The organism is Phyllobacterium sp. K27 (assembly GCF_054796155.1).
Window position 1 is genome coordinate 332,101 of record NZ_JBTWND010000004.1, and the last position, 16,197, is coordinate 348,297.

General features: G+C 53.4%; 13 protein-coding genes and 1 pseudogene. 9 read left to right on the forward strand and 5 right to left on the reverse strand.

The features are described from left to right. Positions 1-2: 2 nt before the first annotated feature. Positions 3-1,457 (forward strand): NAD-dependent succinate-semialdehyde dehydrogenase, encoded by a 1,455-nt coding sequence (locus tag ACYJL1_RS23095; RefSeq protein ID WP_460899446.1) that lies wholly within the window; start codon positions 3-5, stop codon positions 1,455-1,457. 39 nt (positions 1,458-1,496) lie between these two features. Here the strand turns inward: ACYJL1_RS23095 and ACYJL1_RS23100 are convergent, their stop codons facing one another. Both ACYJL1_RS23100 and ACYJL1_RS23105 read right to left on the reverse strand, forming a co-directional pair. Beyond that, the gene (locus ACYJL1_RS23100; RefSeq protein WP_460899447.1) at positions 1,497-2,774 is read right to left on the reverse strand and encodes an NAD(P)/FAD-dependent oxidoreductase; all 1,278 of its coding nucleotides are present in this window, start codon (positions 2,772-2,774) and stop codon (positions 1,497-1,499) included. Positions 2,775-2,786: 12 nt separating this feature from the next. Further along, positions 2,787-3,455, reverse strand: coding sequence for a haloacid dehalogenase type II (locus ACYJL1_RS23105; protein WP_460899448.1), 669 nt, complete (start codon positions 3,453-3,455; stop codon positions 2,787-2,789). Between the two features lie 325 nt (positions 3,456-3,780). On the opposite strand from ACYJL1_RS23105, the gene ACYJL1_RS23110 reads away from it, so the two are divergent. The 6 genes from ACYJL1_RS23110 to ACYJL1_RS23135 all read left to right on the forward strand — a co-directional run bounded on the left by ACYJL1_RS23110 (position 3,781) and on the right by ACYJL1_RS23135 (position 11,492). Beyond that, positions 3,781-4,623: a GNAT family N-acetyltransferase gene (locus ACYJL1_RS23110; RefSeq protein ID WP_460899449.1), complete on the forward strand. Its 843-nt coding sequence runs from the start codon at positions 3,781-3,783 to the stop codon at positions 4,621-4,623. A 33-nt stretch (positions 4,624-4,656) separates the two neighbouring features. Further along, complete coding sequence (locus ACYJL1_RS23115; RefSeq protein WP_460899450.1) at positions 4,657-6,033, forward strand: aminotransferase class III-fold pyridoxal phosphate-dependent enzyme; 1,377 nt, start codon at positions 4,657-4,659, stop codon at positions 6,031-6,033. Positions 6,034-6,332: 299 nt separating this feature from the next. Then, a complete protein-coding gene (locus tag ACYJL1_RS23120) occupies positions 6,333-7,943 on the forward strand; it encodes an ABC transporter substrate-binding protein (RefSeq protein ID WP_460899451.1) in 1,611 nt (536 codons plus the stop codon). A 77-nt stretch (positions 7,944-8,020) separates the two neighbouring features. Continuing rightward, positions 8,021-8,971, forward strand: a complete 951-nt coding sequence (locus ACYJL1_RS23125; protein WP_460899976.1) for an ABC transporter permease — start codon at positions 8,021-8,023, stop codon at positions 8,969-8,971. Positions 8,972-8,973: 2 nt separating this feature from the next. Continuing rightward, on the forward strand, positions 8,974-9,831 hold the full coding sequence (locus ACYJL1_RS23130) for an ABC transporter permease (protein WP_460899977.1): 858 nt from the start codon (positions 8,974-8,976) through the stop codon (positions 9,829-9,831). Continuing rightward, complete coding sequence (locus ACYJL1_RS23135; protein WP_460899452.1) at positions 9,831-11,492, forward strand: ABC transporter ATP-binding protein; 1,662 nt, start codon at positions 9,831-9,833, stop codon at positions 11,490-11,492. The genes ACYJL1_RS23130 and ACYJL1_RS23135 overlap by 1 nt, the downstream gene beginning before the upstream one ends. Before the next feature lie 74 nt (positions 11,493-11,566). On the opposite strand, the gene ACYJL1_RS23140 is transcribed toward ACYJL1_RS23135, so the two are convergent. After that, positions 11,567-12,043 (reverse strand): Lrp/AsnC family transcriptional regulator, encoded by a 477-nt coding sequence (locus ACYJL1_RS23140; RefSeq protein ID WP_460899453.1) that lies wholly within the window; start codon positions 12,041-12,043, stop codon positions 11,567-11,569. A 235-nt stretch (positions 12,044-12,278) separates the two neighbouring features. On the opposite strand from ACYJL1_RS23140, the gene ACYJL1_RS23145 reads away from it, so the two are divergent. Beyond that, on the forward strand, positions 12,279-13,604 hold the full coding sequence (locus ACYJL1_RS23145; protein ID WP_460899454.1) for an NAD(P)/FAD-dependent oxidoreductase: 1,326 nt from the start codon (positions 12,279-12,281) through the stop codon (positions 13,602-13,604). Between the two features lie 288 nt (positions 13,605-13,892). Here the strand turns inward: ACYJL1_RS23145 and ACYJL1_RS23150 are convergent, their stop codons facing one another. Beyond that, entirely contained in the window at positions 13,893-14,225 is a 333-nt protein-coding gene (locus ACYJL1_RS23150; RefSeq protein WP_460899455.1) for a hypothetical protein, read from the reverse strand. A 743-nt stretch (positions 14,226-14,968) separates the two neighbouring features. Here ACYJL1_RS23150 and ACYJL1_RS23155 point away from each other — a divergent pair. Beyond that, the gene (locus ACYJL1_RS23155; protein ID WP_460899456.1) at positions 14,969-15,634 is read left to right on the forward strand and encodes an outer membrane protein; all 666 of its coding nucleotides are present in this window, start codon (positions 14,969-14,971) and stop codon (positions 15,632-15,634) included. Between the two features lie 65 nt (positions 15,635-15,699). Here the strand turns inward: ACYJL1_RS23155 and ACYJL1_RS23160 are convergent. Further along, positions 15,700-15,905, reverse strand: a pseudogene (locus tag ACYJL1_RS23160) (CsbD family protein). Positions 15,906-16,197 lie beyond the last annotated feature (292 nt).

The window sequence follows — 16,197 nt, forward strand, 5'->3', positions numbered from 1 at the left end:
ACATGCACGCATTAAAAGATCCGGCGCTTTTCAGGCAGCAGGGCCTTATTGGCGGTGTCTGGCAGAATGCAGCCACAGGCGCAGTCGTTGACGTCACCAATCCGGCAAGCCTCGCTACGCTGGGCACGGTTCCCGATATGGGAGTCAAGGAAGCGCAGGCGGCCATTGATGCGGCGGCGAAAGCTTTCAAAAGCTGGAAAAAGAAGACCCACGCCGAGCGCGCAGTACTTCTTGAACGTTGGTTTGCGCTCATGGGCAAACACGAGCAGGATCTGGCCCTTCTTTTGACACTGGAGCAGGGCAAGCCTTTGAACGAAGCGCTGGGTGAAATCCGCTATGGTGCTTCGTTCGTCAAATGGTTTGCTGAAGAGGCACGCCGCATTGACGGCGGTACCATTCCCTCGCCATCGGCCGATCGTCGCATTCTTGTTCTCAAGGAAGCGGTGGGTGTTTGCGCGATCATCACGCCCTGGAACTTTCCGAATGCGATGATCACGCGCAAAGTAGCACCTGCCCTGGCGGCAGGTTGCACGGTTGTGATCAAGCCATCGGAATTCACGCCATTTTCTGCACTTGCCCTGGGTGTTCTTGCCGAACAGGCGGGGATTCCGGCTGGCGTCATTAACATTGTGACCGGAATGCCGACAGAAATCGGCAAGGAATTTATGGCAAATGAGACAGTGCGCAAGATTTCTTTCACTGGCTCCACCCGTGTCGGCTCGCTACTGATGAAAGGCGCTGCAGACAGCATCAAGCGGCTCAGCCTTGAGCTGGGAGGCAATGCGCCATTCATCGTCTTTGACGATGCCGATATCGATCAGGCGGTTGAAGGCGCGATTGTATCGAAGTTTCGCAATGGCGGCCAGACATGTGTCTGCTCCAACCGCATTCTTGTGCAGTCCGGAATTTATGACGAATTTGCGGTCAAGCTTGCCAGCCGTGTTTCCACGATGAAAGTGGGCGCAGGGACCGAGGAGGGTGTCGCGGTTGGCCCGATGATCAATCACGCGGCCATCGAGAAGATCGAGCGCCATGTGAGTGATGCTTTGGCACGCGGCGCAAAAATCCTCGCACAAAGCGAAAAGATGCCGGAAGGCCGTCAATTTGTTCGCCCGATCGTTTTGGGTGATGCGACAACCGAGATGTTGCTTGCTTCCGAAGAAACCTTTGGCCCGGTGGCGCCGCTTTTCCGCTTTGAAACAGAAGAAGAGGCCATCGAACTTGCCAATAGCACACCATTCGGTCTCGCCGCTTATTTCTTTACCGAGAATCTCAAAAGGTCGTGGCGAATTGCCGAGGCGCTGGAATTCGGTATGGTTGGTCTGAATACCGGTCTCGTATCGACGGAAGTTGCACCCTTCGGCGGCGTCAAGCAGTCAGGCCTTGGCCGCGAAGGATCGAAGCTGGGTATTGATGAATATCTTGAAGTCAAAACGCTGCATGTTGGTGGATTGTAAAATTGAAAGGGCGGGTTTGCCGCCTTTTCATTGTTTAGATCACTGGATCGTATCGAGCATCTTGTAGTAAAGGCCCACAAACGGCAGGAACCAGGGCTTGCCGGAATAGCCCGGAATGGCCGGCCACTCGAGACCGGCTACCGGATTGCGGTCGTCGCGTCCAAGGATGGCCTCAGCCAGAAAGATACCCATCTGCGTCGATATCTGGGCGCCGTGGCCTGAATACCCCATTGCATACCAGACACCGTCGGCAAAGCCTGCACGCGGATAACGGTCTTGCGTCATATCGACGAGACCACCCCAGCAATAATCGATTTCAACATTGGCGAGGTGCGGGAAAATCCTGACAAGATTTGCGCGGAGGATCGCCCCGCTCTTGGCATCGGAGCGCTGGTCGGATGTCGCTGAAAAGCGTGCGCGGCCACCAAAGATCATGCGGTTGTCCGGTGCCAGCCGGAAGTAATTGCCGATATTCATTGATGTGACATAGGTGCGGTTGCCCGGTAGGGTGGCACCGATTTCGCTGTCGGTCAGTGGTCGCGTCGCGATGATGAAGCTGCCGACCGGAATAATGCGCTTGCGAAAATAGGTGAAACTATCGGTGGTGTAGGCGCCGGTTGCGAGGATGATGCTGTCAGCCGTAATCGTGCCGCGAGATGTGACGAGTTGATTGACACCGTTGACCTTCTTGCGTTCGCTAACCGGTGTGGTTTCAAAGATCTCTGCGCCGTGGTGTACGGCCGCTGTCGCAAGGCCGGCAATATAGCGGCCCATATGCATCATGGCACTTTTCGTGGAAAGCATCCCGCCATGGAAATCCGTGGCCCCGATTTCACCAGCAAGCTCATCGCGGCGCAGCAAGGCGGTATCGGGGTCGACCTCTGCATGAATGGCCTCGAAATTGCGTGCCAGACCGTCGAAATGGGCCGGCTTTGAAGCAAGTTTCAGCTTGCCTGCGCGGCGGAAAGAACAATCGATATTCTCTTCCCCTACAATCCGCTCAATTGTATCGATCGAGTCGTCAAAAGCCTTGTAGAGTGTCTTGGCGCGCTCTGCGCCAAGGTGTTGTTTTGCCGCAATGAAACTGTGTGCAAGGCCGTTGTTGAGATGGCCGCCATTGCGACCCGATGCACCAGACCCTACGAGGCCTGCCTCAAAGACGGCTACACGGATGCCTGCCTTGGCAAGGTGCAATGCAGCGGAAAGACCGGTGAAGCCACCTCCGATAATGGCGACATCATAATGCCCCTCCGGCGGGCTATGTTCCGCTTTGGTGAAAGGGGCCGTCGTATCGTGCCAGTAGGGTTTAAATTGCATCCGCCTGTTCTCTTAAAGCCCGATGGCGCCGGCCAGACCGGATATGTCCTTGATTTCGGTGTAGCCGTAGTAAGGATTTGCAGGTTCGTGGCCGCGATTGACCCAGATCTTATTCCGGATACCCAGATCATGTGCGGACATCAGGTCATAACGGAATGATGATGAAACGTGGAGAATGTCTTCTGGATTGGCGTTAAGCTGATCCAGCATATATTCAAATGCCTTGAAGCGCGGCTTGTAAGCCTGTGCCTGCTGTGCGGTATAAACGGCATGGAATGGCACGCCGAGCTTTTCCACATTCAGGAAGATCTGCTCATTCATTGCATTCGAGAGAATCACCAGCGGGATCTCCTTGGCAACTTTGGCAAGTCCGCTTGGGACATCCGGGTGCGGACCCCAGGTCGGAACCTTTTCATAGACCCTGAGCGCGTCTGGTCCATGAAAGGTGACGTTGTTCTTCTTGCAGGTGCGCTCAACCGCATTGTGAACGACTTCATTATAAGGTTTCCAGTCGCCGAGGATTTCGTCGAGGCGGTAGGCGGCAAAATCCTTGATGAATTGCCGCATGCGTTCTTCATCGAGTTGATCGGTATAAAGTTCCCGTGCGGCTTCAGCCATCTGAAAATTGGTTAGCGTGCCGTAGCAATCGAAGGTGATGTATTTCGGTCTAAACTGGGTCATGATTTGATCCTTCCAAGCCTTAAGGCACGGCCGTGCCATTCACTAACATCATAAAGGACAACGAACGGACGTCTCACTGCATTCATGCCGGCATAAAGCAGATTGTTCCGTATCCAGTGGAAGCTTTGGCAGAGTGTTGCGCCGGGCTGATAGCCGGATGTTGTTTTGCTCCGTTACCTGACCGTTTGATCACGCTCACGGCATAAGATGCGGCAACAGTACAAAAGGACGGTGAAAACGCGCTGCTTAAACATGCTGGTCGGGATGAACTGCTGCTCAGACCATTTTAATTTGAAGCGACGAAGAATTCTGTTCGGGAACAGTTATGACCGCACCACATATTATCCTTAGACCGATGACGCAGAACCATCTTGATGATGCGGTTGCCTTGTCTGTACAGGCAGGTTGGCCGCATCGTCGTGAAGACTGGGTTTTGATGCTGGCTCTGAGCAATGGCGTGGTTGCGCTTGAAGACGGACATGTGGTTGGAACAGCGATGACGACGCCATTCGGCGATAATACAGCCACCATCAATATGGTCATTGTCGATGAAAATATGCGCGGTCGCGGGCTGGGTCGCAAGCTGATGCAGGCGGCTCTTGATGCTGCCGATAAGCGCATCTGCCTTCTGGTCGCAACGCAGGATGGTCTGCCTCTTTATGAAAAGCTCGGCTTTGTTCCGACGGGCGAGATCGTGCAGCATCAGGGTGTGGTATCAGAAGTGTATGCACCGGACAATGTGTCGTGGGCAAAGCCCCAAGACCATGATCGCTTCATTATTCTGGATCAGCTGGCAACCGGACGTGACCGTTCCAGGTTGATGCAACTGCTCGCCGATCGCGCGAAATTTGCAGTTATTCGCATTGAGAATCAGGTGGAGGCTTTTGCGGCAATCCGTGCATTTGGGCGTGGTCTGGTTATCGGCCCGGTTGTCGCCAGAGATGATGCAGAGGCCCGTGCACTGGTCGATTTCTTGCTTTCGCAGCACATGGGTAAGTTTGTCCGTGTGGACACGGACACCTCAACAAATCTGGCGGAATGGCTGACTCAACGCGGGCTCGCCCATGTTAGCGGTGGAATATCGATGCGCCGTGCGGCAAGCACACAGCAACAGAACAAGACTGCACCATATCGAACTTTTGCGCTTGTAAATCAGGCCCTGGGTTGAGCCGACAAAGACCAGATTGATTTGGAGAATATCATGCTAAGCAATTCGTTGATCGAACTTGACCGGGCCCATCTGGTGCATCCGGTCTCATCCTATCGCAGCCACGAAGTTGCGGGTGTGCGTGTTCTGAAGTCGGGCAAGGGTGCCACTGTCACTGATGCTTCCGGCCACCGCCTGCTCGATGGTTTTGCTGGCCTCTGGTGCGTCAATCTCGGTTATGGTCAGGACAGCATTGTCGAAGCTGCCACCAAGCAGTTGCGAGAGCTTCCCTATGCGACCGGCTATTTCGGTCTTGGGTCAGAACCTGCCATTCGTCTTGCTGCGGAACTGGCTGATCGCGCACCGGGCGATCTCAACCATGTCTATTTCACGCTGGGCGGTTCTGATGCGATCGACAGCACGATCCGCTTTATTCGCTACTACTATCATACCAAGGGCATGCCGCAGAAAGACCAGTTCATCTCGGTTGAATATGGCTATCACGGTTCATCGACGGCAGGTTCTGGCCTGACAGCTCTTCCGGCATTCCATGCGGGCTTTGGAGTGCCTTATGACTGGCAGCATAAAATTCCCTCTCATTATTCCTATCGCAATCCGGTTGGCTCCGATCCGCAGGCAGTTATCGATGCCTCTGTCGCGGCGCTGCGCGCGAAAATCGAAGAACTTGGCACCGAACGTGTTGCTGCATTCTATGTTGAACCCATTCAGGGTTCGGGCGGTGTTCTCGTCCCGCCGACCGGCTGGCTCAAGGCCATGCATGCAGTGTGCAAGGAGCATGATGTGCTTTTCATCGCCGATGAGGTCATCACCGGCTTTGGCCGTACGGGTCCGCTTTTTGCCTGTGAAGAAGACGATATCGTGCCGGATTTCATTACCACTGCCAAGGGTTTGACCTCTGGCTATGTGCCGATGGGTGCTGTCTTCATGTCAGAGCATGTCTACAACACGATTGCCGATGGTGCCGGTAAAGTGGCCGTCGGCCACGGCTATACCTATTCCGCACATCCTGTCAGTGCTGCGGTTGGTCTCGAATGTCTGCGCCTTTATGAAGGTGGTGTGCTCGAAAATGGCCGCAAGGCAGGAAAACGTCTGATGGCCGGACTTCAATCACTCGCCGATCATCCGCTGGTTGGCGATGTACGTGGTCGGGGCATGCTGGCTGCAATAGAGTTGGTGACCGACAAGGAGCGCAAGACGCCGCTTCCGGTAGCAGCCGATCCGGCGCGCCGCATTTTCGACCGTGCTTGGAACAATGGTCTTGTCATCCGCGCCTTTGCCAATGGCGTGCTAGGTTATGCGCCGCCACTTTGCTGCACAGATGAAGACATTGATGCAATTATAGAGCGCACGCACCTGACGTTGGATCAGACGCTTGCAGATCAGGATGTCCGCGCGGCAATGAAGGAATGAACATCGCCAACAGCAGCAGAAAAGGATCAGAAGAATTTCGTGAATCTCCAAAATTCGCAATTTTATGCTGCTGTTCTGCACCAATTCGGCGCAATCAATGCACATCTTTATAACATGCTGTCATGGCTGCCAAAGTGGACGAAACGCCGGTTTACTGGTGCGGGTCGCTCCTTTGCATCCCAGACTGCTTTTGGCCGACACTGCAATGAGGTGTTGTAACTACTGAGTTTGTGAAAATTGGTGAAGCCGGTGGCTATAAACCGGCGCACGCGATGCAACCATCAACAAGGGGAACCGTAATGAACGAGAAGATAACCAACTGGACTTCTTCGGACCACCGGATGATTGAAAACGCAATCCGCCGCGGAGCGAACCGTCGCGAATTGCTTCAAATGATGATAATGGGCGGTGTGGCGACAACAGCCGGCGCTTCTGTTTTTGCGCAGGCCACGGCCGCTCTGGCAGCAACCCCTGTCAAGGGCGGTTTTATCAAGGCCGCAGGCTTCAGCACATCAACTGCAGATACGCTTGATCCCGCCAAGGCATCAAATGCAACGGACTACGTTCGCTGCTGCGCATTTTACAACCGCCTGACTTTCCTTGATGGCCAGGGCCAGACCCAGATGGAACTCGCCGAGAGTATCGAGAGCGATGACGCCAAAGTATGGCTTGTCAAGCTGCGCAAGGGTGTGACGTTCCATGACGGCAAGTCACTCACTGCCGATGACGTTATCTTTTCGATACAGCGCCACCTCGATCCGGCTGTCGGATCGAAAGTCAATGCGCTGGCCAAGCAGATCACAGGCGCAAAGAAGGTAAATGACACGACGGTCGAAATCACGTTGGAAAGCGCAAATGCAGACCTTCCGACCATTCTCGCGATGCATCATTTCATGATCGTTGCCAACGGGACGACCGATTTTGCCAAGGGAAATGGCACGGGCCCGTTCATCTGCAAAGAGTTTCAGCCCGGCGTTCGTTCGATTGCATCCCGAAATGAGAACTATTGGAAGAACACCGGCCCTAATCTTGATTCCTTTGAATTCTTTGCAATATCGGACGAATCCGCCCGCATGAACGCGCTCCTGTCGGGCGACATTCAATTGGCAGCCAACCTCAATCCGCGCTCGTTGCGCGTTCTGGAGAACAATCCGGCTGCAAAACTATTCATTTCCAAGCTGGGCACCTATACCAATCTGAACGTACGCCTTGATCTAGCGCCCGGTAACAAGGCTGGTGTGGCGGAGGCCTTTAAATACCTCACCAACCGCGAAGTTATTCAAAAATCGGTGCTGCGTGGATTGGCGGAAATCGCAAATGATCATCCCATTCCGGACACGAACAGATACTTCAACGCCGAGCTTAAACAGCGCGAGTACGACCCCGAACGCGCCAAGTCATTGCTTGAAAAAGCCGGTGTGCTCGGTCAGGAAATTCATGTCACCGCAGCAGAAGCTGCATCGTCATCCCTTGATTATGCGATGGTGCTGCAGCAAGCAGCCTCGTCCATCGGCCAGAAGGTGGTTATAGATCGCGTGCCTTCTGACGGATATTGGTCAAACCACTGGCTAAAAGACGCCGTGCATTACGGCAATATCAATGCGCGTCCGACGCCCGACATTCTTTTCTCGCTGCTCTACAAGTCCGACGCGCCATGGAATGAAAGCCAGTACAAATCTGAAAAGTTCGATTCCAGACTGCTGGAAGCGCGCGGCATGTTGGATGAAGCAAAGCGGAAGGAAATCTATGGCGAAATGCAGGCCATGGTTGCAAATGAAGCAGGAACAGTCATTCCTGTGTTCATGTCGAATGTTGATGCAATATCGCCAAAATTGCACGGACTTGAACCCAATCCACTCGGCGGTATGATGGGCTATACGTTTGCCGAGCATGCCTGGCTGGAAGCCTGATCATTTCTCTCGCCGGCACAGGCAAATTACCTTGTCCTGGCCGGTACTTTTCCTGAAACAGTGGGCCGTGCATGATCATGAAGTCCCCTTTGCTAAATATTATTGCCAAACGATTGGTCATCGCAGTCGTGACGCTTCTCATCGTTGCCTTCACGATTTTCTTCGCAACCGAAATGTTGCCGGGTGATGTAGCGGAAATTCTTCTGGGGCAGGCAGCGACACCAGAAGCGGTTGCTGGCCTTCGTCAGGCGATGAATCTCGATCAGCCTGCATTCTTTCGCTTCATCTACTGGCTCGGTAATCTGCTCAGCGGCGATCTGGGCGTATCCTATGTCAACAATGTTCCTATCGCCGATCTGATCGGCAACAGACTGGTAAACTCGCTCAAGCTGGCTGGTATCACAGCGGTCATTTCGGTTCCCATTGCACTGTTTCTCGGAATCACGGCCGCGATCATGCGCGGCACTTTCTACGACCGCACCGTCTCCATCATGACAATTTCGGTGATATCGGTCCCGGAATTCATGGTTGCGACGATCGCAGTGATCGTTTTCGCTGTTTATCTCGGTTGGCTGCCAGCACTCTCCATGGCCAATGAAGTGACGTCACTTGCCGACCTTGTGAAGGCGTTCGCCATGCCGGTCATTACATTGAGTTTTGTGATCTCGGCACAGATGATCCGCATGACGCGCGCCGCCGTTATTGAAACGCTCAAGACGCCCTATATCGAAATGGCCTTGCTGAAAGGCGCGTCGCAAAGCCGGATTGTGATTATCCATGCGCTCCCCAATGCGCTGGGGCCGATCGTCAACGCCGTGGCGCTTTCGCTTTCCTATCTGCTCGGCGGCGTCATCATTGTTGAAACTATCTTCAATTACCCCGGCATAGCCAAGCTGATGCTTGATGCGGTAGCAACGCGCGATCTGCCCTTGATCCAGACCTGCGCGATGATCTTTTGCTTTGGCTATCTCCTGCTCATCACGATAGCGGATCTAATTGCTATCGTATCCAACCCGAGGTTACGATAATGATGTCTGCATCCGTATCAAATCAGCAAAAGGCAAAGTCTCCACGCTTCGGATATCGGATCAATCTCGTTGGCACACTTGCTTTCGTGATCATTCTGTTCTGGGCCCTTGTGGCCATATTCGCTCCATTGATTGCGCCGCACCCGGTTGGCGATATTGTCGATTTTGACTTCTTCGGTCCCATGAGCGCGCAGTTCCCGCTTGGTACTGACTATCTCGGGCGAGACATGCTCTCGCGCATTCTTTATGGTGCGCGTTTTACGGTCGGGATTTCGCTTGCTGCTGTTTTTTTGGCCTGCTTTTTTGGCGTGGTGCTGGGCATGACAGCAGCCGTCATCGGTGGCTGGTTCGATTCAGCCCTCAGCCGCGTTCTGGATGCGCTGACGTCGATCCCAAGCAAGATCCTGGCTTTGGTGATCGTTGCGGGCGTCGGCTCGTCCATTCCGATTTTAATCGCGACGATGGCTGTCATTTACACGCCTGGCAGTTATCGTTTTGCCCGCGCGCTGTCGATCAACATCAACGCGATGGATTATGTTGCCGTTGCGCGGGCGCGCGGTGAAAAGATCGGCTATCTCATTCGTTCGGAAATTCTGCCAGGAATTATTGGTCCGGTGCTTGCCGATTTTGGTTTGCGCTTTGTCTTCATCGTCCTGCTTCTGTCGAGCATGTCATTCCTGGGACTGGGTGTGCAGCCTCCCTTTGCTGATTGGGGTGCCCTGGTCAAAGAGAATATCGGTGGGCTCTCCTTTGCAGCACCTGCGGTCGTGTTCCCCTCCATCGCAATTGCGAGCCTCACAATCAGCGTCAATCTGCTGATCGATAATCTCCCCCAAAAGATTCGCGATCGGAGCGAGTAATGGCCAATATTGTCGAGATCAGCGATCTTCGTGTGGATGCCAAGACTGACTCCGGCCGCAAGGTGGAAATTATCAGGAATGTCGGTTTCAATATTGCGGAAGGGGAAATCGTAGCCCTCATTGGTGAGAGTGGTTCTGGCAAGACGACGATTGCGCTCGCCCTGATGGGCTACACGCGGCCCGGCTGCCGTATTGTGAGCGGCAACATTGTCGTAGGCAAACAGGATATCGTAAATCTTTCCGAGCGGAAACGGGCGCGCAAGCGCGGCACCGAAGTTTCCTACGTTCCACAAAGTGCAGCAGCGTCCTTCAATCCGGCGCACCGGATCATAGACCAAGTCATCGAAGTGGCGAAGATTCATTGCCTCATGCCGATGAAGGAAGCGCGCAAGAAGGCAATAGTCCTGTTCAAGGCGCTTGCATTGCCTAATCCCGAAACGATTGGTGACCGCTACCCGCATCAGGTATCAGGCGGGCAATTGCAGAGGCTTTCAGCTGCGATGGCGCTGATCGGCGATCCGAGGCTTGTAATCTTTGACGAACCAACGACTGCCCTTGACGTGACGACCCAGATTGAAGTTCTGCGCGCATTCAAATCGGTTATGAAAAAGAACCGCATCGCCGGTGTCTATGTATCCCACGATCTGGCGGTCGTTGCGCAGATAGCCGATCGCATTGTCGTTCTGAAAAATGGAGAAGTGCAGGAAGCTGGAACTACGCAGGATATTCTGCATAGCCCGCAGCACCCTTATACCAAGGAACTCGTGGCGGCATTTGAACCGGCTTTGTATGCGAGTCCTGAGGTTGCCAGGATAAAGAAATCAGCGCCACTTCTTGTGGTTGATAATGTGGTTGCCGGTTATGGTATGGTCGGGAAGTCCGGGGAGCCGGCCATGATCGCGGTCGATGGCGTCAGCCTGCAGCTTGCGCGCGGACAGAACCTCGGCATTATTGGCGAATCGGGCTGCGGGAAGTCCACGCTTGCACGCGTCATTGCGGGTATCTTGCCCGCTGCGCGCGGCCGGATTCTCTTTGAAGGCACTACGGTTGAGAGCGATCTGCGCATGCGTACCCGCAATCAGTTGCGCGAATTGCAGATTGTTTTTCAATCCGCTGACACAGCCCTCAATCCGGCCAAATCCATTGCTGACGTTCTGGCCCGCCCGCTGACATTCTATCATGGGATGGATCACAATAGCCGAGAAGCGCGCATTAACCAGCTTCTCGATATGGTGCGCCTGCCGCGCGCAATGCGTTATCGCCGTCCGGGCGAATTATCGGGCGGACAAAAGCAACGCGTTAATTTGGCACGAGCACTGGCGGCCGACCCGAAACTGATCCTCTGCGATGAAATCACATCTGCACTCGACACGGTTGTTGCTGCCGCGATCATCGATCTCCTGAAGGAATTGCAGCGCGAGCTTTCATTATCCTACCTCTTCATTAGCCATGACCTGTCAACGGTGAGGGCGATTTGTGATGAGGTGGTAGTCATGTATGCTGGTAAGAAAGTCGAACAGATGAGCCCCGAGATGATGGGCAGCACGGCTAGTCATCCTTACTCGCGGCTGCTGTTTTCTTCCGTGCCACAGCTCAATACGGGCTGGCTGGACGGCCTGGAGCAGGACCCGGAACTGGTGCGCGAATTTACCAGAAAGTGATATAATCCACGGGATTCCACTCAGGGAAAGCGATTGCTGTAAAATAGCCGCCTTTTTCTATGCCCTTGATCAATCTACTCGTTGAACATCACATCCAGAGGAAGATGAGTTTTCACAATGGGAGATTTGAGCACGACGAAACTGAAATATTTGTCAATGCCTACATCCATGTCGATCAGGCGCTCCATGATCGTCTGGTATTCTACAATACCGGCGGTGACGAATTTCATCAGATAATCATAGCCACCGGAAACCAGATGGCATTCTATCACGGAATCGATTCTCCCGACGGTCGTCAAAAACCGTGCAAAATCAATCTGACGATGGTTCTTGAGCGTGATTTCAGTAAAGACAGTCAGTGTCTGGCCAAGCTTGGAGACGTCAATCTGGGCCGAGTAACCTGTAATGTAGCCTTCCGACTGGAGTCTCTTCACCCGCATCAGGCAGGGGCTGGGCGACAGGTTGACGAGTTCGGCAAGCTCGACATTGGTTATTCGCCCATTCTTCTGCATCTGGGATAGAATTTTGATGTCGATTTTGTCGAGTTTCATAATAAACCAGCTATCGAGTGCTCTCGATGTAGATAGTATCTGTTTCAGTCGAAGCTGCAATCGCACTATGCGTGGTTTCGCACATTCAGTTTATGCGCGCAGCAGGCTTTGTTCCCACGCAATAATCACCTGTCAGAGGTACGGGAAACCATACGAAATTCTGTATAAATGCAAACTCCGAAGCACTCCTTTGCACGTGCCGCATTAGGATGCGACAAACACCGGAGTTTTATTGATGTCTGCGCCGCTATTGCATATTGAAACCAGTCCAATTTTGCCCAAAGAGGCCGACGTGGTTATCATAGGTGGCGGAGTTGTCGGTGTGTTTACAGCCTATTATCTCGCACGCAGCGGTGTGAAAGTTGCCCTTGTTGAAAAAGGACGTATTGCCGCAGAGCAATCAAGCCGCAACTGGGGTTGGTGCCGTCAGCAGAACCGTGACGCGCGTGAGTTGCCTATGGCGACAAAAAGCCTGGAGCTTTGGGACAGGATCGCGGAGGAAACCGGAGAGGATACGGGCTTTCGCAGATGTGGACTTCTTTATCTTTCGCAGGACGAAGCCGAAATCTCCGCCTGGGAAAAATGGCGTGATTTTGCAAGAACCGCAGGCGTGGCAACTTATATGCTCAATGCGGCTGAGGCTGCCGAACGGGGCAAAGCAACGGCACGCGTATGGAAGGGCGGTGTTTTTTCGCCAACTGATGGGACCGCTGATCCATCAAGAGCCGTCCCGGTTGTCGCGCGCGCCATTATTGCTGCCGGCAGCACCGTGCATCAGAATTGTGCGGCACGCGGTCTGGAGCTGAGTGCGGGCCGTGTGAGCGGCGTCGTGACGGAAGCTGGTACAATCCGCACCGCCACTGTGGTGATGGCCGGTGGTGCGTGGGCATCATCCTTCTGCAACCAGCTGGGCATTCGCTTTCCGCAGGCAGCAGTTCGCGCCTCCATTCTGTCTGTTGCGCCGGGAGCGGCGGACTTGCCGGATGCGTTGCATACGTCGCAAGTGTCGATTACCCGCCGCATGGGCGGAGGATACACCCTTGCAATAAGCGGACGCGCGCGCGTTGATACAACACCCCAACAATTGCGTTTCAGCCGCGAATTCATTCCCATGTTCATGCGCCGCTGGCGCAGCCTTGCGCCCGGCGGCCTTGGTGGCTGGTGTCAGGGGCATGAAACACTGAAGAAGTGGTCGCTTGATGATGTCACGCCAATGGAGAAGAACCGTATTCTCGATCCGAAGCCCGACGAAGGACAGGTTCGCCTCACCTATCAAAGGGCACAGGATTTGTTACCGGAATTAGCCAAGATTCCCATTGCAAAGCGCTGGGCTGGATACATTGACAGCACGCCGGATGGCGTTCCGGCGATCGGAGAAATAGAGACCGTGCCGGGCTTTATTCTTGCTGCCGGGTTCAGCGGCCATGGTTTTGGCATCGGTCCCGGCGCCGGTCATATGATTGCTGACGTGATCACAGGCCGCTCACCTCTCGTCGATCCAGACCCCTACAAGCCTGAGCGCCTGAACCGCAGCGCATGGGGGAACGTTGCTGATTTCTAGATGCCGTGAGAATTAAAATTCCTGTCGCGTTTTTATGCGTCAGGGCAGATGTTCAGAGAGAAGAGAAACACCGAAGCCAGTCTGCAGCATCGTTGCGTCCGAAAGTGCGCATCGGTAAGAACTCAGTCCGCAAGATTTAAAGAAGAGCTGTAGAGTTCCAGGAACCAATCGGATGCGGTGAAAAATCCGCCAATATCGGCATTTTCAAACGAAGGTTTATCAGCATACTATATGAGGGCCATGAATCTGGATAGTCAGTTTTTATAAGCGCACCCGTCTGGTCCAAGCTTAATCTCCCGGGGAAACGAGCGTGATCAGTCCGACTGCCACAATGGCCAGCGTGATACCCACCGTCTGCAGTATATGCATGCGTTCGCCGAAAAAAACCAAGGCGATAACGTTGATCGCAATGAGCTGTATTATTGCCGACAGACTGAAAGCAGCACCCATTCCAATTTCCCGAACAAGACGCAACATAATAAGATTACCGACTGAATAAAGCGCAAGCGTCAAAACGAGCTTTCCAAGTCCGGGACTGAGCGCCCAGCTTTTGGCCGAGGTGGCCGCGATCAAAAATATTACGGTTGATGTTGCAAGCTGCAGCGAACCGGAGAGGGTCATTTTGCACCATGGGTCAGAGAGAATAATGAACCAATCCGTACGGCTTTATGCGTTCCCCGTACAAGTGGGCAATACGCCTATTGCGAAAATTTTACACTTTGACCGCTTCTTCGCGCAGAAGAGTGTCTGTCGATGAGGACTAGAATGCATCGTGAGTTTTGGCACTTATACGCCAAGCTGCAATAGGGCCTATAGGCAGGTTTTGGTCCCGCACCAGCCAACGCTACATATGTTAATAGAACCACGTCGCATGAGGTTCCGGCTCGCCATCTCGATCGTTGTCCAGCGCGATTCCTTTTCCAAACCTTCGAAAATTTCGATGCCGACCAGAATCCCTGTGGTTCCGGAAACACCATGATGCAGTCACTTGCCCCCGATTTGCGATAAAAAGCCGTGCCCTCGAGCCATAGTCTTTGTTCTGTCCCAGAAAAGCTCTTCCAATTACTTTGCTGCTGCACAAAGTGGTTGAAAACTGCCTGCAGCATTGAAAGAGTAATTCATTTAAACTTAGTCAGCTCAATCAACCAGGATACCGTTGATTTCATTCGGACGACAGGACCAATAGTTCGTTCCCATGCAAATGGATCAAGACAAACGACAGCTACAGCTTTTGGGAAACAGCTGTTTTTTAGCCCATTTGCGACTAGAGGCGTCATTAAACGAATCCTTGTTGCATGTTAGCCACACCTTGTCCGCAAAAATAGGAGTAAAGTCCCGCCTTTAGATTACTTGGAGGAAATTCAATGATCAGAAAATCTCTCGCGATCTTTGCGGCATCACTTCTTGTATCAAGCTCTGCCATTGCCGCCGACGTCGTGTCGGAAGCGCCGATAGTAGAAGAGCCCGTGATCTTCAGTTGGACAGGCGCATATGTCGGTGGACAGATTGGCTACGGATGGGGCCAGTCGGACTTGGACTCGGACTTCGGTTCGGCATCTTTCGATCCGGATGGATTTCTTGGTGGTGTCCATGCCGGCTATAATTACCAGTTCAGTAACAATGTCGTCCTCGGGATCGAGGCGGACATCGACTATAGTGATATGAACGGCGCTGATGATTTCAGCGTTCCCGGCTTTTCCGGTTCGAGTGAGCTTGACTGGCAGGGATCCGTACGCGCCCGGCTTGGATACGCCTACGATCGCGTGTTGCCCTATATTACGGGGGGCGTCGCGTTCGGCAAATATGAGCACAGGATATCGGACGGCATCGTCTCCTTCAGAGACGATGACACTTACGTCGGGTGGACTGCAGGGGCTGGTCTTGAATACGCCATTACCGACAATTGGACCATGCGTGGTGAGTATCGATATACCGATTTTGGGGACCAGGACTTCAGTTTCGAAGGGGCGGATTACAATGTCGACCTGAAGACCCACGCAGTGAAATTGGGCATCAGCTACAAGTTTTAGACCGCGATCTGATTCTATAAAAATCCGACGTTTTTTAAACGTCGGATTTTTTTGTTCAGCCTGCACTATTCCCAAGTCTGGCGATTGTACCAGTCGTCGACATCGCGTTTGGCGTCGTCTTTCGCCTTCCCATACCGCTCCTGGATTTTACCTTCGAGCTGCTCTCTTTTTCCGGCGATGACATCCAATCATCATCTGTCAGTTCACCCCACTGTTCCTTCACCTTGCCTTTGACCTGTTTCCAATTTCCTTCAACTCGATTCCAGTCCATGATTTTCTCCTGTGATTGATGGAGTACAATGCGGGGCCAACGATATGTGTTCCCTGCGGGTCGCTTCCTTTGCTCCCTGTTTCGACGCCATATCCGTTAAAGGACAGGTCTCGTGGCTGAGTGCTCACCGGTCGCGGAGTCCTATATTATTAGTGGATGCAACAGGCTGTGTGGTGCCGGCGTCGCACTTGGCGCGGTCGAGCCGGCGAATGAATTCTTTCGGCGTTTCGGTTCACAGTTCCGGAACTTCGCACAACGCAAGGAGTTGCTGACTCATCAATTGTAGGAGGTC